Here is a 25,906-nt window from a genome sequence, read left to right on the forward strand (position 1 = left end):
CGATGAAGATCGAGGTCCGGGCCCGCGCCAACCAGCCGCTCGGCATGTCGCCGGCGACGTTCCTGCGCGACTACTGGCAGAAGCAGCCGCTGCTCGTGCGCGGCGCGTTTCCCGGGTTCTCCAGCCCGGTCGCACCCGACGACCTCGCCGGACTCGCCTGCGAGGAGTCGGCGCTTTCGCGTATCGTCGTCGAAACGCCGGTGCGCGCGCGCGCGCAAGGTCGCGGCGGCGATACGCCCGCGCGCAGCCGCTGGGAGCTGCGCACCGGCCCGTTCGACGAGGCCGAGTTCGCGAAGCTGCCGAAGACGCACTGGACCCTGCTCGTGCAGGACGTCGACAAGTGGGATGCCGAGGTCGCCGCGCTGCTCGACGCGTTCGCATTCCTGCCGCGCTGGCGCATCGACGACGTCATGATCAGCTATGCCGAGGACGGCGGCTCCGTCGGCGCGCACGTCGACCAGTACGACGTGTTCCTGCTGCAGGGTCTCGGCCGCCGGCGCTGGCAGATCAGCACCGACCCGGCCGCACCGACCGCGTTCCGCGACGACGTCGAACTCAAGCTGCTCGCCGAATTCACGCCGACGCACGAGTGGACGCTCGAACCCGGCGACATGCTCTACCTGCCGCCCGGCGTGCCGCACCACGGCGTCGCGCTCGGCGCCTGCATGACCTATTCCATCGGCATGCGCGCGCCGTCGCAGTCCGATCTCCTCGGCGACTTCGTCGACCACCTGATCGAGACTCTGCCCGAGGAGGCGCGCTATGCCGACGACGACCTCGCCCCGGCCAACGGCGACGGCGAGATTGACGAGGCGGCGATCGCGCGCGTGGTGCGGGCGATGCCATGGTTGCGGATCGGGGACGATGGCGCGGGCGGACCGAAGCATGCGGGCCGCGTAGACCGCGAACGGGAGACCGGCGGCTGTTCGGGGAGCGTTTCCGCGTCCTCGCTTCGTACGTGGTTCGGCAAATTCATCACGCGCTACCGCGCCGCGCAGATCGCCGCGCCGCCACCGCGGCGGCTCGGCGACGCGGCGTTCCGGCGTGCGATCGCCGGCGGCGCGCGCGTGCTGCGCAATCCCTGGTCGCGCTGTGCCTGGATGCGCGAAGGCCGTGGCGCGCGGCTATTCGTCGCCGGCGAGGCGTATCCGTGTTCGCTGGCCCTCGCACGCGCGCTCGGCGGCGACCGGGCGCCGACGCTCGACGGCACGACCGACCCGCGTGACCTCGCGCTGCTGCGCACGCTCGTCGACGCCGGCCATTTCGTGCTCGCGCGCACGCCGCGCAAGGGTGGACGTCCATGAACGCACCGACGATCCGTGACGATTTCCGCGTGGAGCCCGCCTCCTGGGATGCCGACTTCGACGACCTGCGCAGCGTGCGCGAACAGGTGTTCGTGGTCGAACAGGCGGTGCCGCGCGAGGACGAGATCGACGAACAGGACCCGAAATCGCGCCACGTGATCGCGCGCGACGCGGACGGCCGCGCGATCGGCACGGGCCGCCTGACCCCGGCCCATGCGATCGGCCGCGTCGCCGTGCTCGTCGACTGGCGCGGGCGCGGCGTCGGCCAGGCGATCATGCGCGTCCTGCTCGAGCAGGCGCGCGCGCTCGGCTATCCGGCGGTCGAGCTGCACAGCCAGGCGCATGCGATCCCGTTCTACGCCGCGCTCGGATTCCACGCCGAAGGCGAACCGTTCATCGAGTGCGGCATCCCGCACCAGGCGATGCGCCTGGATCTCGAGGCCGGCGCGCCACGCGAACAGCGGCCGCTCGCGCCCGTGCCCGAAGCGCGCCTGCTCGTGGTCGAGGACCGCGAACAGGCGCTCACGGCGGTCGCCGAACTGCTCGCCGACGCGAAGTACGAACTGGCGATCTACACGCGCGACCTCGACGCGGCACTGTTCGACGTCGCCGCGTCGCTGGACGCGATCAAGCGCGTCGCGATGTCGGGTCGCCATGCGCGGATCCGCATCCTCGTGCAGGACCCGCGCAAGGCGGTGCTCGACGGCCATCGCCTCGTCGCGCTCGCGCAGCGCCTGCCGAGCACGATCGCGATCCGCACGCCGGTCGAGGAGCAGGACCTGCAGTATCCGGCTGCCTTCCTGCTCAACGACCGCCGCGGCTACCTGTTCCGGCCGCTCGGCAACCGGCTCGAAGGCGAAGGCTCGACCTACGCACCGGGACGGCACGCGCAGCTCGTCGCGCTGTTCGACCAGATCTGGGAGCGCTCGGTGCCGGGCGAGGACCTGCGCGTGCTTGCGATCTGAACGCAAAGCCCCACGTGGGCACGTGTGCAGCTGCAACAAACCCGCCTGAACGGGCTATACTTCCGACGTTGTGCCGACGGGTCGAGCAACGGCCACGGCGGGCACACCCCGAGGCGCGCAACCGCGCGCTTTTTCGTCTGCATGGTGGCAGCGTGAGCGCAAATCCTTCCCAGCCCAGCCTACTCCAGCAATTCCAGGCGACTTCGCCGATTTCCGGCGGCAACGCCACGTTCGTCGAGGACCTGTACGAGTCGTGGCTGGCCGATCCTGCGAGCGTCGGCACGGGCTGGCAGGCCTATTTCGCTTCGCTCAAGGGCCGCGAGGCCGGCGACGTGCCGCACTCGGCCGCGATCGCACGCATCGAGGCCGCGCAGAAGCTCGGCCCGCGCGCCGCGGCCCCGCTGGCCGCGGTCGCCGGCGGCGACGCACCGTCGCAGAAGCAGGCCGGCGTGCTCAAGCTCGTCACGGCCTACCGTTCGCGTGGCCACCTCGCCGCGCGGCTCGATCCGCTCGACATGGAACACGCGTTCCCGGACGCCGACCTCGAGGCGATTGGCCTGCTGCCGCGCCCGGCGGCCCCCGACCTCGACCCGGCCTTCCACGGCCTCTCGGCCGCCGACCTCGACAGCGAATTCAGCACCGGCTCGCTCGCCGGCCCGCAGCGCCTCAAGCTGCGCGACCTCGTCGCGCGCCTGAAGGCGACCTACGCCGGCAGCATCGGCGCCGAGTTCATGCACATCTCCGACGTCGAGCAGCGCCAGTGGGTGCACGAGCAGCTCGAGCGCGCGGCCGGCAACTACGGGCTCGACGCCGCGGACAAGAAGCGCGTGCTCGAGAAGCTCGTCCAGGCCGACGGCCTCGAGCGCTACCTGCACACCAAGTACGTCGGCCAGAAGCGCTTCTCGCTCGAAGGCGGCGACAGCCTGATCCCGTTGCTCGACGAGCTGATCCGCCGCGGCGGTGCCGACGGCATGAAGGACATGGTCATCGGCATGGCCCACCGCGGCCGCCTGAACGTGCTCGTCAACGTGCTCGGCAAGTCGCCGCAGAAGCTGTTCGCCGAGTTCGACGGCAAGTTCGACCATCCGGACGACCCGGCCCACTCCGGCGACGTGAAGTACCACATGGGCTTCAGCGCGGACGTGAAGACGCCCGGTCGCACGGTGCACCTCGCGCTCGCGTTCAACCCGTCGCACCTGGAGATCGTCAACCCGGTCGTGTGCGGCTCGGTGCGCGCGCGCCAGACGCATCGCCGCGACACGGCGCGCGAGCACGTCGTGCCGGTGCTCATCCACGGCGACGCCGCCTTCGCGGGCCAGGGCGTCAACATGGAACTGCTCAACATGTCGCAGGCGCGCGGCTTCGCGGTCGGCGGCTCGATCCACGTCGTGGTCAACAACCAGGTCGGCTTCACGACGTCGAACCCGCACGACGCGCGCTCGACGCTGTATTGCACCGACGTCGCGAAGATGGTCAATGCGCCGGTGTTCCACGTCAACGGCGACGACCCGGAAGCCGTGCTGTTCGTCGCGCGCCTCGCGTTCGACTATCGCCAGAAGTTCAAGCGCGACGTGGTCATCGACCTCGTCTGCTACCGCCGCCACGGCCACAACGAGGCGGACGAGCCGGCCGCGACGCAGCCGCTCATGTACCAGCTCATCCGTGCGCGCAAGACCGCGCGCGAGCTGTACGCGCAGAAGCTGGTCGCCGAGGGCGTGATCGCCGAGGGCGATGCGCAGCAGCTCGTCGACGCGTACCGCGCCAAGCTCGAGGCCGGCACGCCGATCGCCGAGCTCGATCCGGGGTTCAAGGACGAGTTCGCGGTCGACTGGCGCCGCCACGTCGGCGCCAAGCTGTCGCAGGCGGTCAAGACCGGCGTCGCCAAGGACGCGCTCGCCGCGCTCAACCGCACGATCCTGACCCTGCCGCAGGGGCTCACGCTGCAGCCGCGCGTCGCGAAGATCTACGAGGACCGCCTGAAGATGGCCGCGGGCGAGCAGCCGATGGACTGGGGTTTCGCCGAGAACCTCGCCTACGCTTCGCTGATCGCCGACGGCTGCGACCTGCGCCTGGTCGGCCAGGATTCGGGGCGCGGCACGTTCTTCCATCGCCACGCGGTGCTGCACGACCAGCGCAGCGGCGGCGAGTACGTGCCGTTGTCGCGCGTGCGCGCGGACGCCGACGTCACCATCATCGACTCGCTGCTCAGCGAGGAAGCGGTGATGGCCTACGAATACGGCTACTCCACCGCGCAGCCGAACACGCTCGTGCTGTGGGAAGCGCAGTTCGGCGACTTCGCCAACGGCGCGCAGGTGGTCATCGACCAGTTCATCTCGTCCGGCGAAGCGAAGTGGGACCGCCTGTCCGCGCTCGTGCTGCTGCTGCCGCACGGCTACGAAGGCCAGGGACCGGAGCATTCGTCCGCGCGCCTGGAGCGCTACCTGCAGCTGTGCGCGCTCGACAACATGCAGGTGTGCGTGCCCACCACGCCGGCGCAGATGTTCCACCTGCTGCGCCGGCAGATGCTGCGCGACTGCCGCAAGCCGCTGATCGTGATGACGCCGAAGTCGCTGCTGCGCCACAAGCTCGCGGTGTCCTCGCTCGACGAGCTCGCCAACGGCGGCTTCCAGCTCGCGATCGGCGACACGACCGCCAAGAAGGGCGCGAAGGTGCGCCGCGTCGTGCTCTGCTCCGGCAAGGTCTACTACGACCTCGTCGAGGACGCGGCCAGGCGCGGGATCGACGACGTCGCGATCGTGCGCGTCGAGCAGCTCTATCCGTTCCCGCGCACCGAAGTCGCCGCGGAACTCGCCAGGTATCCGGCCGCGCAGGACGTGGTCTGGTGCCAGGAGGAGCCGATGAACCAGGGCGCGTGGTACCAGATCCAGCATCACCTCAACAAGGTCGTCGGACCGAAGCAGAACCTGCTGTACGCGGGCCGTGCGCGCTCGCCCGCGCCGGCGGCCGGCCACCTGTCCACGCACGCGGCCGAACAGGCGGCGCTGCTCGAACAGGCGCTCGTCGCACCGGCCGGCACCGACAGCATCGCGGAGTAAACCCCCTCTCCCGGCGGGAAGGGCTCGAGAAAAATTTCCAAGGACAAATCCACCATGGCCACCGAAGTCAAAGTCCCCGTCCTGCCCGAGTCCGTCTCCGACGCGACGATCGCGACCTGGCACAAGAAGCCCGGCGATGCGGTCAAGCGTGACGAGAACCTGGTCGACCTCGAGACCGACAAGGTCGTGCTGGAAGTGCCGGCGCCGGCCGACGGCGTGCTCAAGGAGATCAAGTTCGACACGGGCGCGACGGTGACCAGCCAGCAGGTGCTCGCGATCCTCGAGGAAGGCGCGGCGGCGGCCGCGGCACCGGCTGCGAAGCCCGCGGAGCCGGCGAAGGCGGAAGCGCCGAAGGCCGCCGCGGCACCCGCGCCCGCGCCGGCGAAGTCGGCCGATCTCTCGCCCGCGGGCCAGCGCGTCGCGACCGAGAACAAGCTCGACCCGTCGCAGGTCGCCGGCACCGGCCGCGACGGCCGCGTGACGAAGGAAGACCTCGTCAACTTCATGCGCTCCGGTTCGCCGGCGGCGACCCCTGCCCCGGCCGCGCCCGCCGCGAAGCCGACGCCGGGCGCGCGCCCGGAAGAGCGCGTGGCGATGACGCGCATGCGCGCGAAGATCGCCGAGCGCCTGATGCAGTCGAAGAACTCGATCGCGATGCTGACCTCGTTCAACGAGATCAACCTCGCCAAGGTCAGCGCGATGCGCAAGGAGCTCGGCGAGCCGTTCGAGAAGGCGAACGGCATCAAGCTCGGCTTCATGAGCTTCTTCGTCAAGGCCGCGTGCGAGGCGCTCAAGCGCCACCCGATCATCAACGCCTCGGTCGACGGCAGCGACATCATCTATCACGGTTACCAGGACATCTCGGTCGCGGTGTCGACCGACAAGGGCCTGGTCACGCCGGTGCTGCGCGACGCGCAGAACATGAGTTTCGCCGAGATCGAGAAGGCGATCGCGACCTACGCGAAGAAGGCGCGCGAAGGCGGCCTCACGCTCGATGACCTCCAGGGTGGCACGTTCACGATCACCAATGGCGGCACGTTCGGTTCGCTGTTCTCCACCCCGATCGTCAATCCGCCGCAGAGCGCGATCCTCGGCATGCACACGATCAAGGAGCGCGCGATCGTCGAGAACGGCCAGGTCGTCGCCGCGCCGATGATGTACGTCGCGATCAGTTACGACCACCGCATCATCGACGGCAAGGATGCGGTGCTGTTCCTCGTCGACATCAAGAACCAGCTCGAGAATCCGCACAAGATGCTGCTGGGGCTGTAAGCCCAGACAGCATCGGGAATCGGGAATTGGGAATCGGGAATCGAAGGCGCCGAGGCGCCATGGCCCGCCTCCCATTCCCCATTCCCCATTCCCCACTCCCGCAGAGCGAATGAAATGAGCGACCAGAACTTCGACGTCATCGTCATCGGCGGCGGCCCCGCCGGCTATCACGCCGCCATCCGCGCCGCGCAGCTCGGCCTCAAGACCGCCTGCATCGACGCCTGGACCGGCGCCGACGGCAAGGCCGCGCTCGGCGGCACCTGCCTCAACGTCGGTTGCATCCCGTCGAAGGCGCTGCTCGATTCGTCCAAGCAGTTCTGGAACCTGACCCAGCACTTCGACGTGCACGGCATCACGACCAAGGACGCGGCGATCGACGTCAAGACGATGGTCGGCCGCAAGGACAAGATCGTGAAGCAGTTCACCGGCGGCGTCGCGATGCTGTTCAAGCAGAACAAGATCGCCTCGTTCCTCGGCAAGGGCAAGCTGCTCAAGGACCGCCAGGTCGAGATCACCGCGCCCGACGGCGGCAAGCAGGTCATCTCCGGCACCAACATCATCATCGCGACCGGCTCGACGCCGATCGAACTGCCGTTCGCCAAGTTCGACGGCAAGGCGATCGTCGACAATGCGGGCGCTCTCGCCTTCGACGCCGTGCCCAAGCGCCTCGGCGTGATCGGCGCGGGCGTGATCGGCCTCGAGCTCGGCAGCGTGTGGAAGCGCCTCGGCGCCGACGTCACGGTGATCGAAGCGCTGCCGGACTTCCTCGCCGTCGCCGACGCCGACGTCGCCAGGACCGCCGCGCGCGAGTTCGCCAAGCAAGGCCTCAAGATCGAGCTCGGCGCGAAGCTGTCGAAGGCCGAGGTGAAAGGCAACGAAGTCCATCTCTCGTACGCGGGCAAGGATGGCGAGAAGCAGCTCGTCGTCGACAAGCTGCTCGTCGCGGTCGGCCGCCGCGCCTACACCGACGGCCTGCTCGGCGACGGTACCGGCGTCTCGCTCGACGAGCGCGGCCGCGTCGTCGTCGACGAGCACTGCTGGACCGGCGTGGACGGCGTGTGGGCGGTCGGCGACTGCGTGCGCGGCCCGATGCTCGCGCACAAGGGCTTCGAGGAAGGCATCGCGGTCGCGGAGCTCATCGCGGGCAAGGCCGGCCACGTCAACCTCGACACGATCCCGTGGGTGATCTACACCGAACCGGAAATCGCCTGGGTCGGCAAGACCGAAGCTCAGTGCAAGGCAGACAACATCCCGTACAAGACCGGCAGCTTCCCATTCGCGGCGGTCGGCCGCGCGGTCGCGATGAACGAGCCGGCCGGCTTCGTCAAGGTGATCGCGCACGCGGAAACCGATCGCATCCTCGGCTGCCACATCGTCGGCGCGAACGCGTCGGAACTCATCGCCGAATGCGTCGTCGCAATGGAATTCAAGGGCTCCGCCGAGGACCTCGCGCGCATCGTGCACGCGCATCCGACCTTGTCCGAAGCGGTGCACGAGGCGGCGATGTCGGTCGACAAGCGCGCGATCCACAAGGCGAACTGAGTTCACGGGCGAAGTGTCCGGCGGGTCGCGAGGCGCGCAGGATGCCCGGTCCCACCCCGCACGTCGCATCGCAACGGGCGGCGCGGCAGGCGCGAGACTCGATCTTCGTCGCCGCGCCCGCGTCGGTCTTGCATCCAGACGCAATGAAGTCGCTGGCGCGCGCGTTTTCGCCGTCGACGAAGCGCGATGACCCGAGGAACGACGACGGGTTCATCGATCGCGAGGGCATGGCCCGAAAACGTGGCCCGACCCTCGGTGGGACGACGAGGTTATCGACAATGACTTTTCAAGCTGGCTTTTCCGCCTTCCGCATCCGCGACGACCAGTCCGGCTACCGCGCCGGCATCGAGACGATGCGCACCGACGACCTCTCGCCCGGCGAGGTGCTGGTCAAGGTCGCGTACTCGTCGGTCAACTACAAGGACGCGCTCGCCGGCACCGGCAAGGGCAAGATCCTGCGCCGCTTCCCGCTCAATGGCGGCATCGACGTCGCGGGCTATGTCGCCGCCTCGACCGATCCTGCGTTCAAGGAAGGCGACGCGGTGCTCTGCACCGGCTGCGGCCTGTCGGAGACGCGCGACGGTGGCTACGCCGAATACGCGCGCCTCGAATCGAAGTGGACGATTCCCTTGCCCCAGGGGCTGACGCTGCGCGAATCGATGGCGCTCGGTACGGCGGGCTTCACCGCCGCGCTGTCGCTGTTCCAGCTCGTGCGCAACGGCCAGGTGCCGGAGATGGGCCCGATCGTCGTCACGGGCGCGACCGGCGGCGTCGGTGCGCTCGCCATCGACATCCTCACCCGCGCCGGCTTCGAGGCCCATGCGATCACCGGCAAGGTCGAGCAGTTCGACTGGCTGATCGGACTCGGCGCGAAGCAGTGCATCGCACGCGAGGGCCTCTACTGGGGCCAGCGCCCGCTCGAGACGGCGCGCTGGGCCGGCGCGATCGACAACGTCGGCGGCGACATGCTGGCCGGCCTCACCCGCGTGATCCGCCCCTACGGCAACATCGCGAGCTGCGGACTCGCCGCCTCGGCCGACCTCGCGACCACGGTGATGCCGTTCATCATCCGCGGTCTCAGCCTGCTCGGCATCGCCTCGGCCGGCACCGCGCGCGCGATCCGCGACCAGGTCTGGGAGCACCTTGCGACCGACTGGAAACCGGCGCATCTTGCCACCATTGCAAACCGCGAGGTCACCCTCTCGGAGCTGCCCCCGGTTTTCGATACGATGCTCGCCGGTGGCTCCCTCGGCCGGACGGTCGTGAAGGTCGCCTGAGCGGTCTTTGCCGGCAACGCGCCGGCGTCTAGAATGAACCCTTCAACAGGGGAAACTGCAACATGTCCAGAGTACTGATCGTCGACGATTCGCCGTCCCAGCTCGTTGGTATGAAGCGTACCGTCGAGAAGCTCGGTCATCAGGTCATCACCGCGGAAGACGGCGCCGCCGGCGTCGAAGTGGCCAAGCGCGAGCTGCCCGACCTGATCCTGATGGACGTCGTGATGCCGAACCTCAACGGTTTCCAGGCCACGCGCACGATCTCGAAGGATCCGAAGACGAGCCACATCCCGATCATCCTCGTCACGACCAAGGACCAGGACACCGACCGCGTCTGGGGCATGCGCCAGGGCGCCAAGGCCTACGTGACCAAGCCGATCGACGACGCCGAACTCACGCGCGTCATCAAGGAATACCTGCCGGCCGGCTGAGTCCGCACGCCCGCTCCGGGCGCGCAGAACGCACCTGTGTTGGGCGGCGGAAGCCGCGATGCTCCTGCGCACGAGCGCCGGGCTGATCGCGCGCGCCCTGTCGAAGAGCATCGCGACTGCCCGCGCTCCCACAAAAGCACCGCACGCTGCCCCAAGCGGATGCCCGGAGGGCGGAATCCGCCTTTGCAAGCTCGGCGGCTATGGCCTTCGACCTTGGGCCGCCCTACCTCCTGGAGCGCACCCCGTGCGCGACCGTCGCGGCCCGGCACAACGCCACGCTGCGATCGCCCACAGCGTGGGCTCCTACAGGGAACGCCAGGCGTTCATCGTGCGCGGGAGGGCATTGCCGCTGGCGTCGCTCCAGCATCGCGGTGGCATCGAGACAGTTGCTACCACGAAGAACGCGCGTGCTGGTCAAACCACGCGGCGGCGGATCCGGCGCTTGCGCGCCTTGATCCGCCCTACCTGAAGCTCAGGCACGTGGGTCGTAGTCCGGAAATGCGCGCGCGAGCTGCTCGAAGCATTCGCGCTGCTCGTCGGTCTCGGCTCTCGGCGCATGCACGACGAGGGTGACGATCTGGTCGCCGGCGACCTTGCCCGGCCAGCCACGCCCGCGCAGGCGCATCTTGCGCCCGCTATCCGATCCTGCCGGCACGCGCAGCTCGACATCGCCGCCGAGCGTGGGCACCGTGACCGTGGCGCCGAGCGCGGCCTCCCACGGCGACAGCGCGAGCGTGCTGAGCACGTTGTTGCCGTCGAGCGCGAAGACGTCGTCCTCGCGCAGGCCGACCTCGAGGATGAGATCGCCGGGTGGCCCGCCATGGGCGCCGGGCGAACCCTGCCCTGCGAGCCGGATCTGCTGACCCGGCAGGATGCCCGCGGGGATCTTCACCTCGAGCGTGCGTTCGCGGCGGCCGTCGCGCAGGCTGATGCGCTCGCGACCGCCGTGGTACGCCGTGCGCAGGTCGACCGCGACCTGTGCGTGGACGTCGCGACCGCGCCGGGGGCCGGCGCGCCCGCCGCCGCCGCGCCCGCCGAACAGCGATTCGAAGAAGTCGCTGAAGTCGGCGCCCTCCTCGTCGAACGCGGGGCCGTGCTGCCAGTTCGGCGGCGGCCCGCGGAATTCGTCGCCGCCGCGGTACCCGCCCGCGCGCAGCTGGTCGTAGGCGCGCCGGCGCTGCGGATCCTTGAGCGCCTCGTACGCTTCGTTGACCGCCTTGAACTTCTCCTCGGCGCCGCCTTCCTTGCTGACGTCGGGGTGGTATTTGCGCGCGAGCTTGCGGTACGCCGACTTGATCTCGGCGTCGCTCGCGTCGGCTTTCACGCCGAGTGTGTCGTAGTAGTCCTTGAATTCCATCCGTTACCCCGCCAGAACGTGCCTCGTGGACGGTCGCGGTCGAAGCGCTCCGGAACCGCCGGGATGCCGGCGCGTGCACCGGTCGCGTCGACCCGACGGACCGCGCAAAAACGAACGGCCCGCGGACGCGTCCGCGGGCCGGATATCGAAGACCGCGGTGCGCGCGGCCCAGCGTAGCAAAGCCGCGCACTCCGGGGCGCCTTCGCGCCCCGTCGCGTTCAGCCGTTGATCGCGATGCGCCGCGGCGCCGACTGCGCCTTCTTCGGGATCGTGATCTCGACGACGCCATGCTTGCCGCTGGCGCGGATGCCGTCGGCGTCGGCGCTATCGGGCAACACGAAACGACGGTCGAAACGGCCATGTGCGCGCTCGACGCGCGTCGCCTTGGCGCCGTCGGCCAGCGTTTCGGCGGCGCGCTCGCCCTTCAGCGACAGCACGTTCTTGTCCATCTGCACTTCGATCGTGGCCGGATCGACGCCCGGCAGGTCGGCGAGGATGACGAAGCGCTCGGCTTCCTCGCGCACGTCGACGCGCGGGGTCCAGTGCGCTTCGGCCTCGGCCTGCGCAGCCGACTGCCCACCGTTGAAGAAACGATCGAGCGCCTGCTTCGCATGCACGTTGCCGCGCACGAACCAGGGGTTGTAGTGGGTGACGATCATGAGTCTCTCTCCGCGATCCAGGGGCGGCGATTGCCGCGATGGCGGATAGATGGGTTCCGGCAGGATCGATTCAAGAGCGGGCGCCGACGTATGATGCCCGCGATGCGGCGATCCGCCGCGAAATCCCCTGACGAAGAGCATCCAGCCATGACGATCGAGGTCGGCCAGTCCATTCCCGCGGCAACCCTGAACATCCTCGAGGGGGGCGTCCAGACGATCACAACCGCGGAGATTTTCGGCGGTCGCAAGGTCATGCTGTTCTGCGTGCCGGGCGCGTTCACGCCGACCTGTTCGGAGCGACACCTGCCCGGCTTCATCGAGCGTCACGGCGAATTCCGCGCACGCGGCATCGACGTCGCCTGCATCGCGGTCAACGATGCGTTCGTGATGGATGCGTGGGCGAAGGCGCAACAGGTCCCCGAAGGCATGCTCATGCTCGCCGACGGCAATGGCGATTTCACGCGCGCGCTCGGCCTCGAGATGGACGCGACGAAGTACGGCATGGGCATGCGTGGGCGACGCTACGCCTTGTATGCCGAGGATGGCGTGGTGCGGCATCTCGCGGTGGAGGCACCCGGCGAGTTCAGGGTGTCGAGTGCCGAGGCGGTGCTGGGTTGGCTGAAGGCCGAAGGCTGAGGACCCGCGGCGGCGGCACGCGCGGCGCGCGTACCGCCCTACGGAGCTGGGCCGAGTCTCGCAACCTCGTCATTCCCGCGAAAGCGGGAATCCATTTTCGCTTCGTCACCGCAAAAAATCCCCGCTTTCGCGGGATCACGATTCGCCCGGGATGGCCTTGCGGCCGCGCCTCGCCCGATCAGGACTCGGCCGGCGCACCGTCAGTGGCCGCGCCGGTCTCGTCCTCGTCGCCTTCGCCGAGCGAATCGACCTTGACCACGCCGACCAGCGATTCGTCGGGCGGCAGGCGGATCAGGGTGACGCCCTGGGTGTTGCGGCCGACGCGGGCGATTTCCGCCGCGCGCGTGCGCACGAGCGTGCCCTGGTTGGAGATCAGCATGACCTCGTGCGTGTCGTCGAGCAGCGCGGCGCCGACGAGGTTGCCATTGCGCTCGGAGCACTGGATACCGATCACGCCGCGGATGCCGCGCCCCTTGCGTGGATACTTCGACAGCGGCGTGCGCTTGCCGTAGCCGCGCTCCGTCGCGGTCAGCACGCAGGCTTCGGCCGAATCCGCCTCGATGGGCGCGTCGCCTTCGGCCGGCTCGCCCGCGTCGTCGTCGGCCTCGTCCTGTTCGACCGCATGTTCGACCACGAGCAGCGAAACCACCTGCGCGCCATCGGCGAGGCGGATGCCGCGCACGCCGCCTGCGGTGCGTCCCATCGGGCGCACTTCGTCTTCGGCGAAGCGCACGGTGCGGCCGTTCGACGCGAACAGCATGATGTCCTGCGCGCCGTCGGTGATCTGCACGTCGACGAGCGCGTCGCCCTCGTCGAGGTTGATCGCGATCTTGCCGCGCTGCAGCTGGAATTCGAACTCCGGCAGAGGCGTCTTCTTGACCGTGCCGTTGCGCGTGGCGAAGAACACGAAACGCCCCTCGGTGTAGTCGTGCACCGCCTGCACGGCCTGCACCTTCTCGTCCGCCTCGAGCGGCAGCAGGTTCACGATCGGCTTGCCGCGCGCGTTCGGGCCCGCGTCCGGCAGCTTGTACACCTTGAGCCAGAACACGCGACCGGCACTCGTGAACACGAGCAGCGTGTCGTGCGTGTTGGCGATCCACAGGCGCTCGACGAAATCCTCTTCCTTCATGTTCGTCGCCGAGCGGCCCTTGCCACCGCGACGCTGCGCGCGGTAGAGGCTGACCGGCTGGCGCTTGGCGTAGCCCGTGTGCGAGAGCGTGACGACGACGTCCTCGGGCTCGATCAGGTCGAGGATGTCGAGGTCTTCCTGGCTCGCCTGGATCACCGTGCGGCGCGCATCGCCGTACTGCTCCTTCAGCTCGACGAACTCGTCGCGGATGATGCGCAGCAGGACGTCGGGATTCTCGAGGATCTCGATCAGCTTGCCGATCGTCTGCAGCAGGTCCTTGTACTCGTCGCTGAGCTTCTCCTGTTCGAGCCCGGTCAGGCGCGACAGGCGCATCTCGAGGATTTCCTTGGCCTGGATCTCCGACAGCTGGTAACCATCGGCCTTGAGGCCCGCGGCCGGATCGAGGTCCTCCGGGCGCGACGCGTCGGCGCCGGCGGCGGCGAGCAGCGCGCGCACCATGCCCGGCTCCCAGTGGCGCGCGAGCATGCGCTGCTTCGCCTCGTCGGGCGAGGGCGAGGTCTTGATGAGTTCGACCATCTCGTCGATGTTGGCGAGCGCGACGGTGAGGCCTTCGACGATGTGCGCACGCGCACGCGCCTTGCGCAGGTCGAAGATCGTGCGCCGCGTGACGACCTCGCGCCGATGGCGGATGAACGCGTCGAGGATCTCGCGCAGGCCGAGCGTGCGCGGCTGGCCGTCGACGAGCGCGACCATGTTGATGCCGAACGTGACCTGCAGCTGGGTCTGCTGGAACAGGTTGTTGAGCAGCACGTCGGCCGAGGTATCGCGGCGCACTTCGATGACGACGCGCAGGCCGTCCTTGTCCGACTCGTCGCGCAGCTCGGAGATGCCCTCGATGCGCTTTTCCTTGACCAGTTCGGCGATCTTCTCGATCAGGCGCGCCTTGTTGACCTGGAACGGGATCTCGGTGACGACGATCGTCTCGCGGCCGTTGTCGTCGCTCTCGATCTCGCACTTCGCGCGCACGAGGATGCGGCCACGGCCGGTCTTGTACGCTTCGACGATGCCGGCCGAGCCGTTGATGATGCCGGCGGTCGGGAAGTCCGGGCCGGGCACGAGGCGCAGCAGCTCGTCGAAGCCCAGCTCCGGATCGTCGATGAGCGCGATGCAGGCCGACAGGACCTCGGACAGGTTGTGCGGCGGCACGTTGGTCGCCATGCCGACCGCGATGCCGGCGGAGCCGTTGATGAGCAGGTTCGGTATGCGCGTCGGCAATACCGTCGGCTCGAGTTCCTTCTCGTCGTAGTTCGGCTGGTAGTCGATCGTTTCCTTGTCGATGTCGGCAAGCAGCTCCGAGCTGAGCCGCTCGAGGCGGCACTCGGTGTAACGCATCGCCGCCGCTTCGTCGCCGTCGACCGAGCCGAAGTTGCCCTGGCCGTCGATGAGCGTGTAGCGCATCGAGAAATCCTGCGCCATGCGCACGAGCGCGTCGTAGATCGACGAGTCGCCGTGCGGGTGGTACTTGCCCATGACGTCGCCGACCACGCGCGCGCACTTCACGTACGGGCGGTTCCACGTGGTGTTCGATTCGTGCATCGCGTACAGCGTGCGGCGGTGCACGGGCTTGAGGCCATCGCGGACGTCGGGCAGCGCGCGGCCGACGATCACGCTCATCGCGTAGTCGAGATAGCTCTTCCTGACTTCGTCCTCGATGTTGACGCGAATGATTTCTTTGGCCAGCTCAGCCATCCGGGAACCTCAAAAGTCCAATTTCGGGAGGCGCGCACCGCGCCGGAACGCTGCCGTCCGGGGCGCCGGGAACGGCATTCGGCACGGCAGTGGAAGGACCCCGGGGCGAGGTCGTTCCGCGAGCGCGAAAGCAACGTGAAATGATACCACACGGGGGCCGACGAACGGGCGTTTTTTCCCTGATTTCAACGGGACTTAGCGTCGTCGTCGGCGTCCCCGGCAGGGGCCGGCCGGAGCGGCCGGAATATCCAGTATTTGGAGCTGAGGAAATTGACGAGGGCGCCAGCGACCGACCCCGCCGCGACGCCGATCGCCGGCCACTGCCGCACGAGCGGCCAGAGCAGCACGCAGGCCACGTAGGCTCCGTAGTTGAGCGCGAAACCGAACGCCATCGCGACCAGGTAGCGCACGAGCTGGCGCCGCCGGCTGCCGCCGCCGTGTCCGGCGAAGGTGTAGGTGCGATTGAAACCCCAGGTCGTCGTCGCCGCGGCGAGGAACGACACGACGCGCGCGCCGTACGGATTCGCGCCGAGTTCGCGCACGAGGAACTGCACGATGCCCGCATCGACGACGAAGCCGAGTACGCCGCTGACCGCGAACAGGAGGATCTGCCGGCGCAATGCCATCCCGGGCGCCTTCGCGGGCCGCTCAGGCGGCGCCGAACACGGCGGCCATGCGCGCGGTGTCCGGACGCTCGACCACGCCGCGTTCGGTCACGATCGCGTCGATGAGCGCGGCCGGCGTCACGTCGAACACGGGATTCCACGCGCTCGCGCCCTCGACCACGGTGCGCTGTCCCGCGTAGCCGAACAGTTCGTCGGGCGATCGCAGCTCGATCTCGATGTCGCGGCCGCTCGCCGTCGCCATGTCGACCGTCGAAGACGGCGCGACGACCATGAACTTCACGCCATGGTGGCGCGCGGCGATGGCGAGCTGGTAGGTGCCGATCTTGTTCGCGGTGTCGCCGTTCGCAGCGATGCGGTCCGCGCCGACGACGACCCATTGCACCTGCCCCGTGCTCATGAGGTGCGCCGCCGCGGCGTCGGCGACGAGGGTCGCCGGGATCGCATCGCGCAGCAGTTCCCACACGGTCAGTCGCGCGCCCTGCAGCCACGGCCGCGTCTCGCCGGCGAACACGCGCGCGATGCGCTCGGCCGAAACGCCGGCGCGGATCACGCCGAGCGCGGTGCCGAAGCCCGCGGTCGCGAGCGAACCGGTGTTGCAATGGGTGAGCACGCCGCTGCCGGGCGCGATCAGGGCCGCGCCGAGTTCACCCATGCGGCGGTTCGCGGCGAGATCCTCGTCCTGGATCGCCTGCGCCTCCGCGGCGAGTGCGTCCGCATCGGCACCCCGCGCGGCCACGCGCTGCATGCGGTCGAGTGCCCACATGAGGTTCACTGCGGTCGGCCGCGCGGCGCGCAGGCGGGCGAGCGCAGCCGCAAGCCCGGCGCGATCCTGCCGCGCCGCGAGTACGACGCCCCAGGCGGCGGCGATGCCGATCGCCGGCGCGCCACGCACGACGAGGTCACGGATCGCCTGTGCGACCTCGTCCGACGTGCGGCAGTCGACGTACGTCTCCTCGCGCGGCAACAGCCGCTGGTCGAGCAGGCGCAGGCGGTCGCCCCGCCAAAGCACGGCGCGGATCGTGTCGTGGGAACGTTCGGGGGATGGATTCATGCGGCTGCGGCGGCGCGGACTGCGCTGCCTGGTCATATCGGCGGGGGAAACGAGGTTAGCAGCGCAGCGCTCCGCGCTCCAGATGCCGCCGCGGCTAGAACAAGCTGCCCTGCAGCGGCCGCGCCGGCCCGCCAAGGCGCGTGCGCAGGCCGCCGTGGCGCTCGACGCGTCGTGCGAGGGCCGCCTGCAACGCCGCCGCCGTGGTCCACAGCTCGGCGCGGCGGCGCGCGCGCGAGATCGCGGTGTAGACGAGTTCGCGGCTGAGCAGCCGATGCGCGGGGTCGGGCGGCAACACCACGGCGACCTCGTCGTACTCCGACCCCTGGCTGCGGTGGATCGTGATCGCCCATGCCGTCTCGCACGCGGGCAGCACGCGCGGCGAGAAACCGCGCAACGCGCCTCCGTCGCGGCCCGCCGCCTCGAACCATACGCGCAAGCCATCCTCGCCCGCGATCGCGATGCCGATGTCACCGTTGAACAGTCCATGCGCGTAATCGTTGCGCGTGACGATGACCGGGCGACCGTGGTACCAGGCCTGCGTCGCGTCGAAGCCGTGGCGCAAGCCGAGTCGCTCGCCGATGCGCGCATTGACGCCAGCGGCGCCGAAGCGTCCATCGCGCAGCGCGCACAGCACCTGGCTCTCGCGCAACATGGCGAACGCCGAAGCCGGCTCGATCGACCTCGAGAACAGCCGGGCGTGCGCCGGCGCATGCCGGTCCAGCCAGGCGTCGATGCACGCATGCAGGGCGGCGGCGTCCGCACAGGTGCGCAGCGACGCGCCTGCGGCGGCGTCCGGGGACCGCGCGGCCCAGCCTGCCTCGCCGTCACGCAAGGCCTGGATCGCCTGCTGCAGGTCGCCGCCTGCGCGCCACACGTGACGCAAGGCCGCGACATGGCCGCGCAGCGGCGATGCGGGCGCGGCGGCCCCCGCGACGACGTCGGCGAGCACCGATCCGGCATCCACCGAGGCGAGCTGGTCCGGGTCGCCGAGCAGGATCAACAGCGACGACGTGGGCAACGCCTCGGCGAGCTGGCGCATCGTCGCGAGATCGACCATCGAGGCCTCGTCGACGACGACGATGTGCGCCGGCAGGCGATGGCCGGCGTCGTAGGAGAAGCGATTGCGCGTCGGCTGGTAACCCAGCAGGCGATGCAGTGTCTGTGCCTGTTCGTGCGGAATCGCCTCGAGCAGTCCGTCGAACGCGGTTCCGGCGAGGTGCGGCGCGAGGTCCTCCTTGCCGCGCGCGATCGCCTGCGCGAGGCGTTGCGCCGCCTTTCCGGTCGGCGCCGCGAGTGCGACAAGCGGATGCGCGGGCAGGCCGCAGGCGGTCGCGTGCCGCAGCAACATGAGCAGCATGCGCACGACCACCGTCGTCTTGCCCGTGCCGGGCCCACCGGTGAGCACGAACAGCCGCGTACCGGCGACGGCGGCCACCGCTGCGCGCTGGTCGGCCGTGGACGCCGCGTCGCTGCCGGCGAACAGGATGCCCGCGTCGCGTGCGAGCGCCGCGTCGTCGAGCGGACGTGACCGCGCGGCGCAGCGCGCGAGCAACGCGTCGGCGAGGCGCTGTTCGTGGCGCCAGTTGCGCCACAGCCAGAACCGCCGCTCGCGATCGAGCACGAAGGGTTTGAACGCGCTGCCGTCGCCGACCCAGGCGTGGGCACGCAGCGTGCCGATCTCGCCGTCGTCGAATTCGACGAGCCGCGCGCACGCGTGCCCGTCGCCTTCGGCGGCGCTCGCCGCCTGCGCGGCGCGTGCGAGCACCTCGCAACCGGTGCGGTCGCGCACCCACTGGGCGAGGCCGAGATCGAGCGCCCGTTCGGCCGGCGCATTCATGCGATCACCTCGTCCGCACCGGCGAACGCGTCGTCGAGTGCCTCGACGAGTTGCGCGGGCCAGTGTCGGCGCCAGACGCCGCTGCCGGGTTCGAAGCCGAGCGCGCGCACGAACAGGTACCAGCTGTGGCCGAGGTCGCGCGCGGCGTCATAGCCGCGCAGTCGCTGGCGCAGGTAGCGGTGCAGCGCGACCGTGTACAGCAGCGCCTGCAGCGGATAGTGATGCGCGCGCATCGCCTCGTCGAGCGCGACACCCGCGTAATCGGCGAGCGACGCACCGAGCCAGTTCGTCTTGTAATCGAGCACGTGGTAGCGGCCGTCCCGGGCGAACACGAGGTCGATGTAGCCGTTGAGCATGCCGTTCAGCACCGGTCGTTCTAGCAGCGCCGGCACGACGTCCGCGGCGCCGTGCTGCACGCACAGCTCGCGCAGGCGTGCGATCGACACGTCGTTCACCGGGAACTGGAACTCGAATTCGGCGACGCGCTGGCCGTCCTGCAGCGCGGCCAACGCGAACCCGCCACCGAGATCGGCGCCGCGGCAGCGGTCGACCATGCGCGCGATGCGCTCGACCGCGACGGCGTCGCCGGCGACGGTGCGCAGCCCCTGTGCGAGCAGTTCGTGTTCGACGAGGGCGCGCTGCGCCGGCCACAACGGGTGCGGCTCGGCGCGTTCGAACAGCTTGTGCACGGCATCGCCGAAGCGCGGGCCGCGCCATGCCTGCAGCGCGGACAGGCGCGGATCCTCGACCGGCGACGACTCGACCTCGTCCGCCGCGACCGGCTCGTCGGCTGCGCCGGCCTCGTCGAGCACGCGCGCGGCGACCCCGCGCACGATCGAGCTGAAGCTGTGCTGCCACTCGAAGCGCCGCAGCTGCGGCGCGGGACCCTGCACCGCGCGCGCGACGGGCTTGGCCTGTTCGGCGCGGAACACGGATGCGCCCCCCGCACGGGGGCCGGCAACCTCGATGACCCCGGTTCGCCGCGCGAACTCGTGCAGCCCCTGCACGCTGCGGACGATGCCCTCGCGGCGCAGCGCCGCGTCGATGAGCAGGTCGATTGCAGGCACCTCCCATGCCTGCGCATCGTCGACGCGGCCGTCGGCGGGAAGGCAATTGCGATCGACCCAGTACACGTGCAGCGCATGCACCGCGCGCGTCAATGCGACGTAGAGCAGGCGCAGGCGCTCGTCGAGCGCGTCGCGATGATGGCGCGCGCGATGGGCGATGAATCCGGCCGAGCCGAGGTCGATGCACAGCCGACCCGCGTCGTCGCGGAAGCGCAGCACGCGCGGCGCGCGCGGCCCGGAAAGGTCCTGCACGCGCCACGCGAGCGGCAGGTAGACGACCGGGTATTCGAGGCCCTTGCTCGCGTGGATCGTGGCGATCTGCACGCGCGCGGCGTCGCTTTCGATGCGCAGCTGGCGCGCGTCGGTCGCCGCCGTGTCGTCGTCGCCCTTGTCGCGGCGGATCGTCGCGAACCAGGCGAGCAGACCCTCGAGGCCATGCACGCGCGTTTCCTCGGCGGCGAGCAATTCACCGAGATGGCGCAGGTCGGTCAGCATGCGCTCGCCGTCGACGCCGGCGAGCAGCGCGCCCGCGCGTCGTTCGAGCACGGCTCGCAGCAGGGCGAGCACCCCACGGCGGCGCGCGAGCTCGCGCCACTCCGCGAAGCGTTCGATCTCGCGCTCGAATTCCGCCGGCTGCTCGTTCCATCGCTCCAGCATGGCGAGATCGGCGCCGAGCAGGCGCGTCGCGAGCGCCGCGCGCACCGCGCGCTCGTCCTCCGCGTCGATCACCGCGTGCAGCAGCAACTCGAGGTCGGACGCGGCCTCGCTGTCGAACACGCTGCCACGTCCGCCGCCCGCGCACGGCACGCCACGCTCGCGCAGGCGGCGGCGCATCGCGATCACGTCCTGGTTGGTGGGCACGAGCACGGCGATGTCGCCGGGGACGAGCGGCCGGCCGTCGATCGTTTGCGAACGATCGCCGAGGCGCGCGGCGATGTCGTCCGCACAGTCGTCGAGTGCCTGCTCGTGCAGGCGCGTGACCTTCGGCAACCCGCCTTTCGCGTCGGTGGTGGCGAACAGATGCAGGGTGAGCGGCCGTGCCAGCGGTTGGCCATCGATGCAATACGGCTTGCGGTCGGCGCGGCCGGCGGCGCTCACCGGCTGGTAGTCGATGCCGGCCGTGCCGAAACCGCCGCGGTCGCCGTACAGCGCGTTGAGCGCATCGACGAGCCGGCGCGCGGAGCGCTGGTTGGTCGCCAGCGAATAGCGCGCGCCTGCCTGCCGGCTTGCCGCGAGATAGGTACCGATGTCGCCGCCGCGGAACCCGTAGATCGCCTGCTTCGGGTCGCCGATCATGACGAGGCTTCCGCGCACGCTGCCGCTGGCGTCGCGGTAGATGCGATCGAAGATCGCGTACTGGCGCGCGTCGGTGTCCTGGAATTCGTCGATGAGCGCCGCCGGGAAGGCGTCGAACAGCCGGTCGGCGAATACGGCGCCGTGCACGGGGTCGGCGAGGCGCGCGTGGATGCGGTCGATCAGCATCGCGAACGTCGCCACGCCGCGGCGCTGCGCGCGCTCCGGCACACCGCTGCGGCAGGCCTCCGCTGCCGCCGCGAGCACGATGCCGCGGGCAAGCGTCGTGCGTGCGCGGAGCATTCCGCGCAGCGCCAGCAGTTCGCGCACCAACGGATGCTCGCGCAGGCGCAGCGGCGCCGTGGCCGATTGCTGCTGCTCGATCTTCGCCTCCGTGAAGTACTCGTCCAGGGTATCCGCCAGGGCGTCGGGGGAAACGGGCGCGGCCTCGAGCACCGCTGCCACCTTTTGCAATCGCTCGGCCAGCGCGCGCTTGCGGCCGTCATAAAGTCGTTCGTCGCCGGCGAGCCGGCGCAGTTCTTCCACGTTGCCCGCGGTCGCGATCCGTTCGACGCGCGGGCCGATCGCGGCAAGACCGTCCGGCTCGATCCACGCATCGCCCGAGGCCGCAATCGTGCCGAGGTCGCGCAGCAGCCCCTCCGGGCCATCGCGGAACAGCACGGCATCCTCGCCTGTGTCCAGGGCATCGTCGAGGTAACGGCGGCGCCAGAAGTCCTCCACGCATTCGCGCCGCAGGTCCTCGTCGACGACGAGGCGCTCCTCGCCGAATGCGGCGCCGCTCTCGAGCGGGAAATCACGCTGGATGCGCTGGCACAGCGCATGGATCGTCGAGATCGGCGCGCGGTCGATGTCGGCTCGCGCGACGCGCATGCGACGCAAGGCGCGCTCTGCCCAGCCCGCTTCGCTGCAGCATTCGCGCAGATAGGCGTCGAGCGGCGACTCGGCCATCGCTGCGTCGTGCGCGCCGTCGACGTGGCCTTGCAACCATTGTTCCGCCTGCACGATGCGCTGGCGCAGCCGCTCGCGCAGCTCCTGCGCAGCGGCCACCGTGAACGTCGCGACCAGGATGCGGTCGACGCCGACGTCGCGTTCGAGCAGCAGGCGCAGGTAGACGAGGCCGATGCTCCAGGTCTTGCCGGTGCCGGCGCTGGCCTCGATCAGCGCACGGCCATCGAGCGCCATCGTGCGCCAGTCGAGCGGTTGCAGCGGCGCATGCACGGGCGTCGGCATCATGCGGCGCGTCCACGTCGTGGCGGCGCGAACAGCACCGCGTGCGCGGGATCGAGCACGTCGGCGACCGCGGTGACGGTCGCCACGAAGACCGCATGCTCGCGTGTTTCCTCCTCGAACAGGTCGAGGTCGCGCGCGAGCAGGCGTGCATGGCCCGGTGCGTAGTCGCGTTCGCCCTGGCGCACGTTCTCGGTTCCGAGCCAGCACTCGCGTGCGACCTCGAGGCGCTTGTCCGGCAAGCTGGTCGCGTAAGCCCAGGCGGTGCGCGGGAAGAACAGCAGCGGCTGTCGTTCGCTGCTGCGCCACAGCCCGATGAGGCGGCGCAAGCCGGCGCGCAGGCGGGCCGGATCCTGGCCGAGCATCGACGCAAGCCAGTCCGGCGGCGTCGCGCGGCGATCATCCTTGTCGTAATCGAGGAACATGGCCGTGGCCTGCTCGTCGCAGGCGAGGCGGAACGCGGCCCAGTCGATATGGAACGCGAGCCACTCGCGCAGGCCGGATTCGCCGGACGGCTTCACGTCGAACAAGGCGAGGCGGCCATCCGGGCGGCGGAACAGGCGATCGATGCGACCGGCGAGGCGGATGCCGTCGCCGAGGTCGAGATCGACCGCGAGTGGATCGGTGCGCACAGCCCCCGCGAGCCAGTCACGCGCGGTGCCGAGCATCGCGTTCACCGCCTCGCGCACCGCGGCATACGTCGCGGCGCCGATCGCGCCGACCGGCAACTGGCCCGAGCCGGCGAGCCAACGCGGCGGCGCGTCGGGCAATGCGGCGTCGCCGGCGGCAAGTGCGTCGAACAAAAGGCGTCGGTCGAATCGCTCGAGCGGAGCGACGCGCGATTCGAGCGGCTCGCGATCGGGCCATGCTTCCTGGTCGAGCACGTCGAGGCCGATTCCCGCCGCGTCGAGTGCGCCACGCGCGGGATCGCGCCAGAAACGCCGCAATGCCTGCAGCGAGACCTCGGCGTTGCTGATCGCCGCGCCCGCCGGCGGCGCCGGCTCGATGAACGGCGAGCGCGCGAGCGTCGCTTCGTCGCGCGCGGGCACGAGCCACGTCCGGTCGTACGAAAAGAGGCGCTCGTCGTGCGCAGGCGCCCCGCGCGCATCGCGTTCGTAGTAGCGCGCATCGAACGGCTGCAACGGATGCGCAACGTGCCACGGGCGGGCGACCTCCGAGGAAACCGGGATGGCGTGCTGCTCGTCGAGGAACTGCAGCAGCTCCGCCAGCGGCGTGGCCGGGTTGCGCCGTTTGCCGTCGTGCACGCCGATGCCGACGTAGCTGACGTGCAGGCGCTCGCGCGCGGCCATGAGCGCCTCGAGGAAAAGATGGCGATCCTCGTTGCGCGTGTCGCGATCGCCGCGACGCGGCCGGGTCGCCATGGGGTTGAGGCCTGCATCGCTGCCACTGCGCGGGAATTCCCCCTCGTTCATGCCGAGCAGGCAGACGACCTTGAACGGGATGGATCGCTGCGGCACGAGGCCGCAGAACGTCACGCCACCTAGCAGGAAGGCCTGCCGCTCGGGCAGTTCGGCGAGCATGCCGAGCAAGGCTTCGCGCACGACCGGCCAAGGCTGCGGCGTGGCCACACCGGCGTCGCGCGCCTGTCGCGCGAGGTCGGCGATGCGTCGCCGCAGTGCCTCGCCCGCGGCGCGCTCCGCGTCGTCGCGCGGATCGACGAGGAACAATGCATCGACGCGCTCGGCGAGCCATGCCGACCAGTCCGCGAGCGGCCTCACCTGGGTGAAGCCCGTGCGCAGCCGGCGCAACTCCGCCAGCAAGCGGTCGAGCTGGCCGATGGAGCTGGTCGCGCCGCCGGAAACGCCGTCGAGCGGCAGCACGCCGTCGACGAGTACGTCATCGCCCTCGTTGCCGACGACGAGGCCGGCGTACAGGCGGTCGAAGCCGAACTGCCACGAGTTCATGGCAACCGCGGCACCGCCCACCTGCGCCTTCATGTCCGCATCCAGCCCCCAGGCGACGCGCGCGCGGCGCAGCCATTGCTCGAGCACCTCCCTGCCCGCCTCGTCGAAGCCGTGGCGGCGCGCGATCGCCGGCACGTCGAGCAGGCCGAGTACGTCACTGGCCGCGAACCGCCCCTCTGCAAGGTCGAGCAAGCGCGTGAATGCGCCGATCAATGGGTGGGAACCGGCGAGGCCGATGTCGGCGATGTGCCAGGGCACGTGCAGCGGATCGTGCACCTGGCGCGCCGGCTCGCCGAACACCGCAGGCAGGTACGGCGCATAGGCGGCCATGTCCGGGGCCATCACGACGATGTCGCGGTGACGCAGCCGCGGGTCGTCGGCGAGCGCGCGCAGCAGCGCGTCCTTGAGCACTTCGAGTTCGCGCAGGCGCGTATGGCACGCATGCACGCGCAGGCTCGCGTCCGCGCGGAGGGGCCGCAGCCTCGCCTCGAGCAGCGCGTCGCGGGCAGACGCATCGTCCTCTTCCGCCGCGGCGGGCAGCGATTCGCGGAACGCGGCTCCGACCTCGTCCGGCTGCATGCAGCGGATGCTCGCCTGCAGCCGATCGAGCAGTGCGGCGTCGGGTCGCACGACCTCTTCCTCGTCGAGGCGATCGCGCTCCTCGATCGCGTCGAGGTCGTCGAGCACGAGGCAGAAGTCCTGCGCGACGTGGCCGAGCGCGACGAGCAGCGGATGCCCCACTTCGAAATAGAGTTCCTGTGGATCCGTCTCGAGGCGCAGGAGTTCGCGTCGGTCGCGCAGGTAGCTCCAGTGCTCGCGGCAGGGGTCCGGAAAGTACAGGTGCACCGCGCTGCGTGCGGCGATCGCGCGCAGCGCGGCGAGCACGTCGGGCGCGAGGTGGCTCACGCCGAAGACGTGCAGTGGCGGCCGCCCGCGCGTGTCGCGCGCCAGGTCGGCCAGCAGGCGCTCCATGCGATCGACGCGATGCGGGCCCGGCGCGCGCCTGCGGACTTCGCGCCACAGCGCGGCCTGCCAGTCGGCCGCGGCGCGGGGATCGCGTTCCCATTCGCGGATCCAGTCGGCGCGGTAGATCAGGTACTGCGTGTACATGCCGGCAAGATGGTCGGCGAAACGGAAACGGCGCCGCGGGTCGGTATCCGCGCCGGCGATCGCAGCCGGCGGCTCCTTCTCCAAGGCATCCAGGATGAGCCAGCGCAGCGCATCCCCGCGCCAGACCTCGTCCCCCGGCGGGGCATCGCGCTCGAACTCGCGCGCGCAGGCGAGCAGCCACTGCCATGGCAGGACCATTTCGACGTTCGCCGCGATCGGATGCCCGCCGCGCGGGGGCGGCCGCCGCGCGAGGAACCCGAGCAGCCAGCGTTGCATGCCCGGATGGGCCACGACGATGCGTTGCGGCTGCAAGGGATTGGCCGGCAGCTCCGCCTCGAGATGCGCGGCGAGCGTCTGTGCCAGCCGCTCGACGCGGCTGCCGCGGTGGACGATCAGTCCGTGCTCGCTCAA

16 protein-coding genes are annotated in these 25,906 nt (G+C 70.1%); 8 read left to right on the plus strand and 8 right to left on the minus strand.

Translation table 11 applies throughout. The features are described 5' to 3' along the window. The first annotated feature begins 2 nt into the window (after positions 1 to 2). The 7 genes from EV148_RS05210 to pilH all read left to right on the plus strand — a co-directional run bounded on the left by EV148_RS05210 (position 3) and on the right by pilH (position 9,847). Positions 3 to 1,304 carry a cupin domain-containing protein gene (locus EV148_RS05210; protein WP_131994573.1) on the plus strand — a complete coding sequence of 434 codons (1,302 nt, stop codon included), beginning with the start codon at positions 3 to 5 and terminating at the stop codon, positions 1,302 to 1,304. Continuing rightward, positions 1,301 to 2,269: a GNAT family N-acetyltransferase gene (locus EV148_RS05215; RefSeq protein ID WP_131994576.1), complete on the plus strand. Its 969-nt coding sequence runs from the start codon at positions 1,301 to 1,303 to the stop codon at positions 2,267 to 2,269. The genes EV148_RS05210 and EV148_RS05215 overlap by 4 nt, the downstream gene beginning before the upstream one ends. 152 nt (positions 2,270 to 2,421) lie before the next feature. Beyond that, positions 2,422 to 5,325, plus strand: a complete 2,904-nt coding sequence (locus EV148_RS05220; protein WP_131994579.1) for a 2-oxoglutarate dehydrogenase E1 component — start codon at positions 2,422 to 2,424, stop codon at positions 5,323 to 5,325. Positions 5,326 to 5,379: 54 nt separating this feature from the next. Then, entirely contained in the window at positions 5,380 to 6,597 is a 1,218-nt protein-coding gene (gene odhB, locus EV148_RS05225) for a 2-oxoglutarate dehydrogenase complex dihydrolipoyllysine-residue succinyltransferase (RefSeq protein ID WP_131994582.1), read from the plus strand. A gap of 114 nt (positions 6,598 to 6,711) precedes the next feature. Then, positions 6,712 to 8,139, plus strand: a complete 1,428-nt coding sequence (gene lpdA / locus EV148_RS05230; protein WP_131994585.1) for a dihydrolipoyl dehydrogenase — start codon at positions 6,712 to 6,714, stop codon at positions 8,137 to 8,139. 278 nt (positions 8,140 to 8,417) lie between these two features. Next, positions 8,418 to 9,416, plus strand: coding sequence for a YhdH/YhfP family quinone oxidoreductase (locus EV148_RS05235; protein ID WP_131994588.1), 999 nt, complete (start codon positions 8,418 to 8,420; stop codon positions 9,414 to 9,416). 62 nt (positions 9,417 to 9,478) lie between these two features. Then, complete coding sequence (gene pilH / locus EV148_RS05240; RefSeq protein ID WP_131994591.1) at positions 9,479 to 9,847, plus strand: twitching motility response regulator PilH; 369 nt, start codon at positions 9,479 to 9,481, stop codon at positions 9,845 to 9,847. A 472-nt stretch (positions 9,848 to 10,319) separates the two neighbouring features. Here the strand turns inward: pilH and EV148_RS05245 are convergent, their stop codons facing one another. Together EV148_RS05245 and EV148_RS05250 are read right to left on the minus strand one after the other, a co-directional pair. Further along, positions 10,320 to 11,204, minus strand: coding sequence for a DnaJ C-terminal domain-containing protein (locus EV148_RS05245; protein WP_131994594.1), 885 nt, complete (start codon positions 11,202 to 11,204; stop codon positions 10,320 to 10,322). A gap of 218 nt (positions 11,205 to 11,422) precedes the next feature. Beyond that, positions 11,423 to 11,863 (minus strand): Hsp20/alpha crystallin family protein, encoded by a 441-nt coding sequence (locus EV148_RS05250; RefSeq protein ID WP_131994597.1) that lies wholly within the window; start codon positions 11,861 to 11,863, stop codon positions 11,423 to 11,425. A 147-nt stretch (positions 11,864 to 12,010) separates the two neighbouring features. Here EV148_RS05250 and EV148_RS05255 point away from each other — a divergent pair, with 147 nt between their 5' ends. Beyond that, the gene (locus tag EV148_RS05255; RefSeq protein WP_131994600.1) at positions 12,011 to 12,499 is read left to right on the plus strand and encodes a peroxiredoxin; all 489 of its coding nucleotides are present in this window, start codon (positions 12,011 to 12,013) and stop codon (positions 12,497 to 12,499) included. Between the two features lie 178 nt (positions 12,500 to 12,677). Here EV148_RS05255 and gyrA read toward each other — a convergent pair whose 3' ends face one another. The 6 genes from gyrA to recC form a co-directional block, all read right to left on the minus strand. Continuing rightward, positions 12,678 to 15,338: a DNA gyrase subunit A gene (gene gyrA / locus EV148_RS05260; protein WP_131994603.1), complete on the minus strand. Its 2,661-nt coding sequence runs from the start codon at positions 15,336 to 15,338 to the stop codon at positions 12,678 to 12,680. Positions 15,339 to 15,523: 185 nt separating this feature from the next. Next, the gene (locus EV148_RS05265) at positions 15,524 to 15,964 is read right to left on the minus strand and encodes a GtrA family protein (RefSeq protein ID WP_131994606.1); all 441 of its coding nucleotides are present in this window, start codon (positions 15,962 to 15,964) and stop codon (positions 15,524 to 15,526) included. A 22-nt stretch (positions 15,965 to 15,986) separates the two neighbouring features. Further along, the gene (mtnA, locus tag EV148_RS05270; protein ID WP_131994609.1) at positions 15,987 to 17,015 is read right to left on the minus strand and encodes an S-methyl-5-thioribose-1-phosphate isomerase; all 1,029 of its coding nucleotides are present in this window, start codon (positions 17,013 to 17,015) and stop codon (positions 15,987 to 15,989) included. Between the two features lie 94 nt (positions 17,016 to 17,109). Next, complete coding sequence (recD, locus tag EV148_RS05275; protein ID WP_131994612.1) at positions 17,110 to 18,852, minus strand: exodeoxyribonuclease V subunit alpha; 1,743 nt, start codon at positions 18,850 to 18,852, stop codon at positions 17,110 to 17,112. Then, positions 18,849 to 22,466, minus strand: coding sequence for a UvrD-helicase domain-containing protein (locus EV148_RS05280; RefSeq protein ID WP_241987987.1), 3,618 nt, complete (start codon positions 22,464 to 22,466; stop codon positions 18,849 to 18,851). The genes recD and EV148_RS05280 overlap by 4 nt, the downstream gene beginning before the upstream one ends. Next, positions 22,463 to 25,906, minus strand: coding sequence for an exodeoxyribonuclease V subunit gamma (gene recC / locus EV148_RS05285; protein ID WP_131994615.1), 3,444 nt, complete (start codon positions 25,904 to 25,906; stop codon positions 22,463 to 22,465). The genes EV148_RS05280 and recC overlap by 4 nt, the downstream gene beginning before the upstream one ends.

The organism is Dokdonella fugitiva (assembly GCF_004342425.1).
GTDB classification, from domain to species: Bacteria; Pseudomonadota; Gammaproteobacteria; order Xanthomonadales; family Rhodanobacteraceae; genus Dokdonella_A; species Dokdonella_A fugitiva.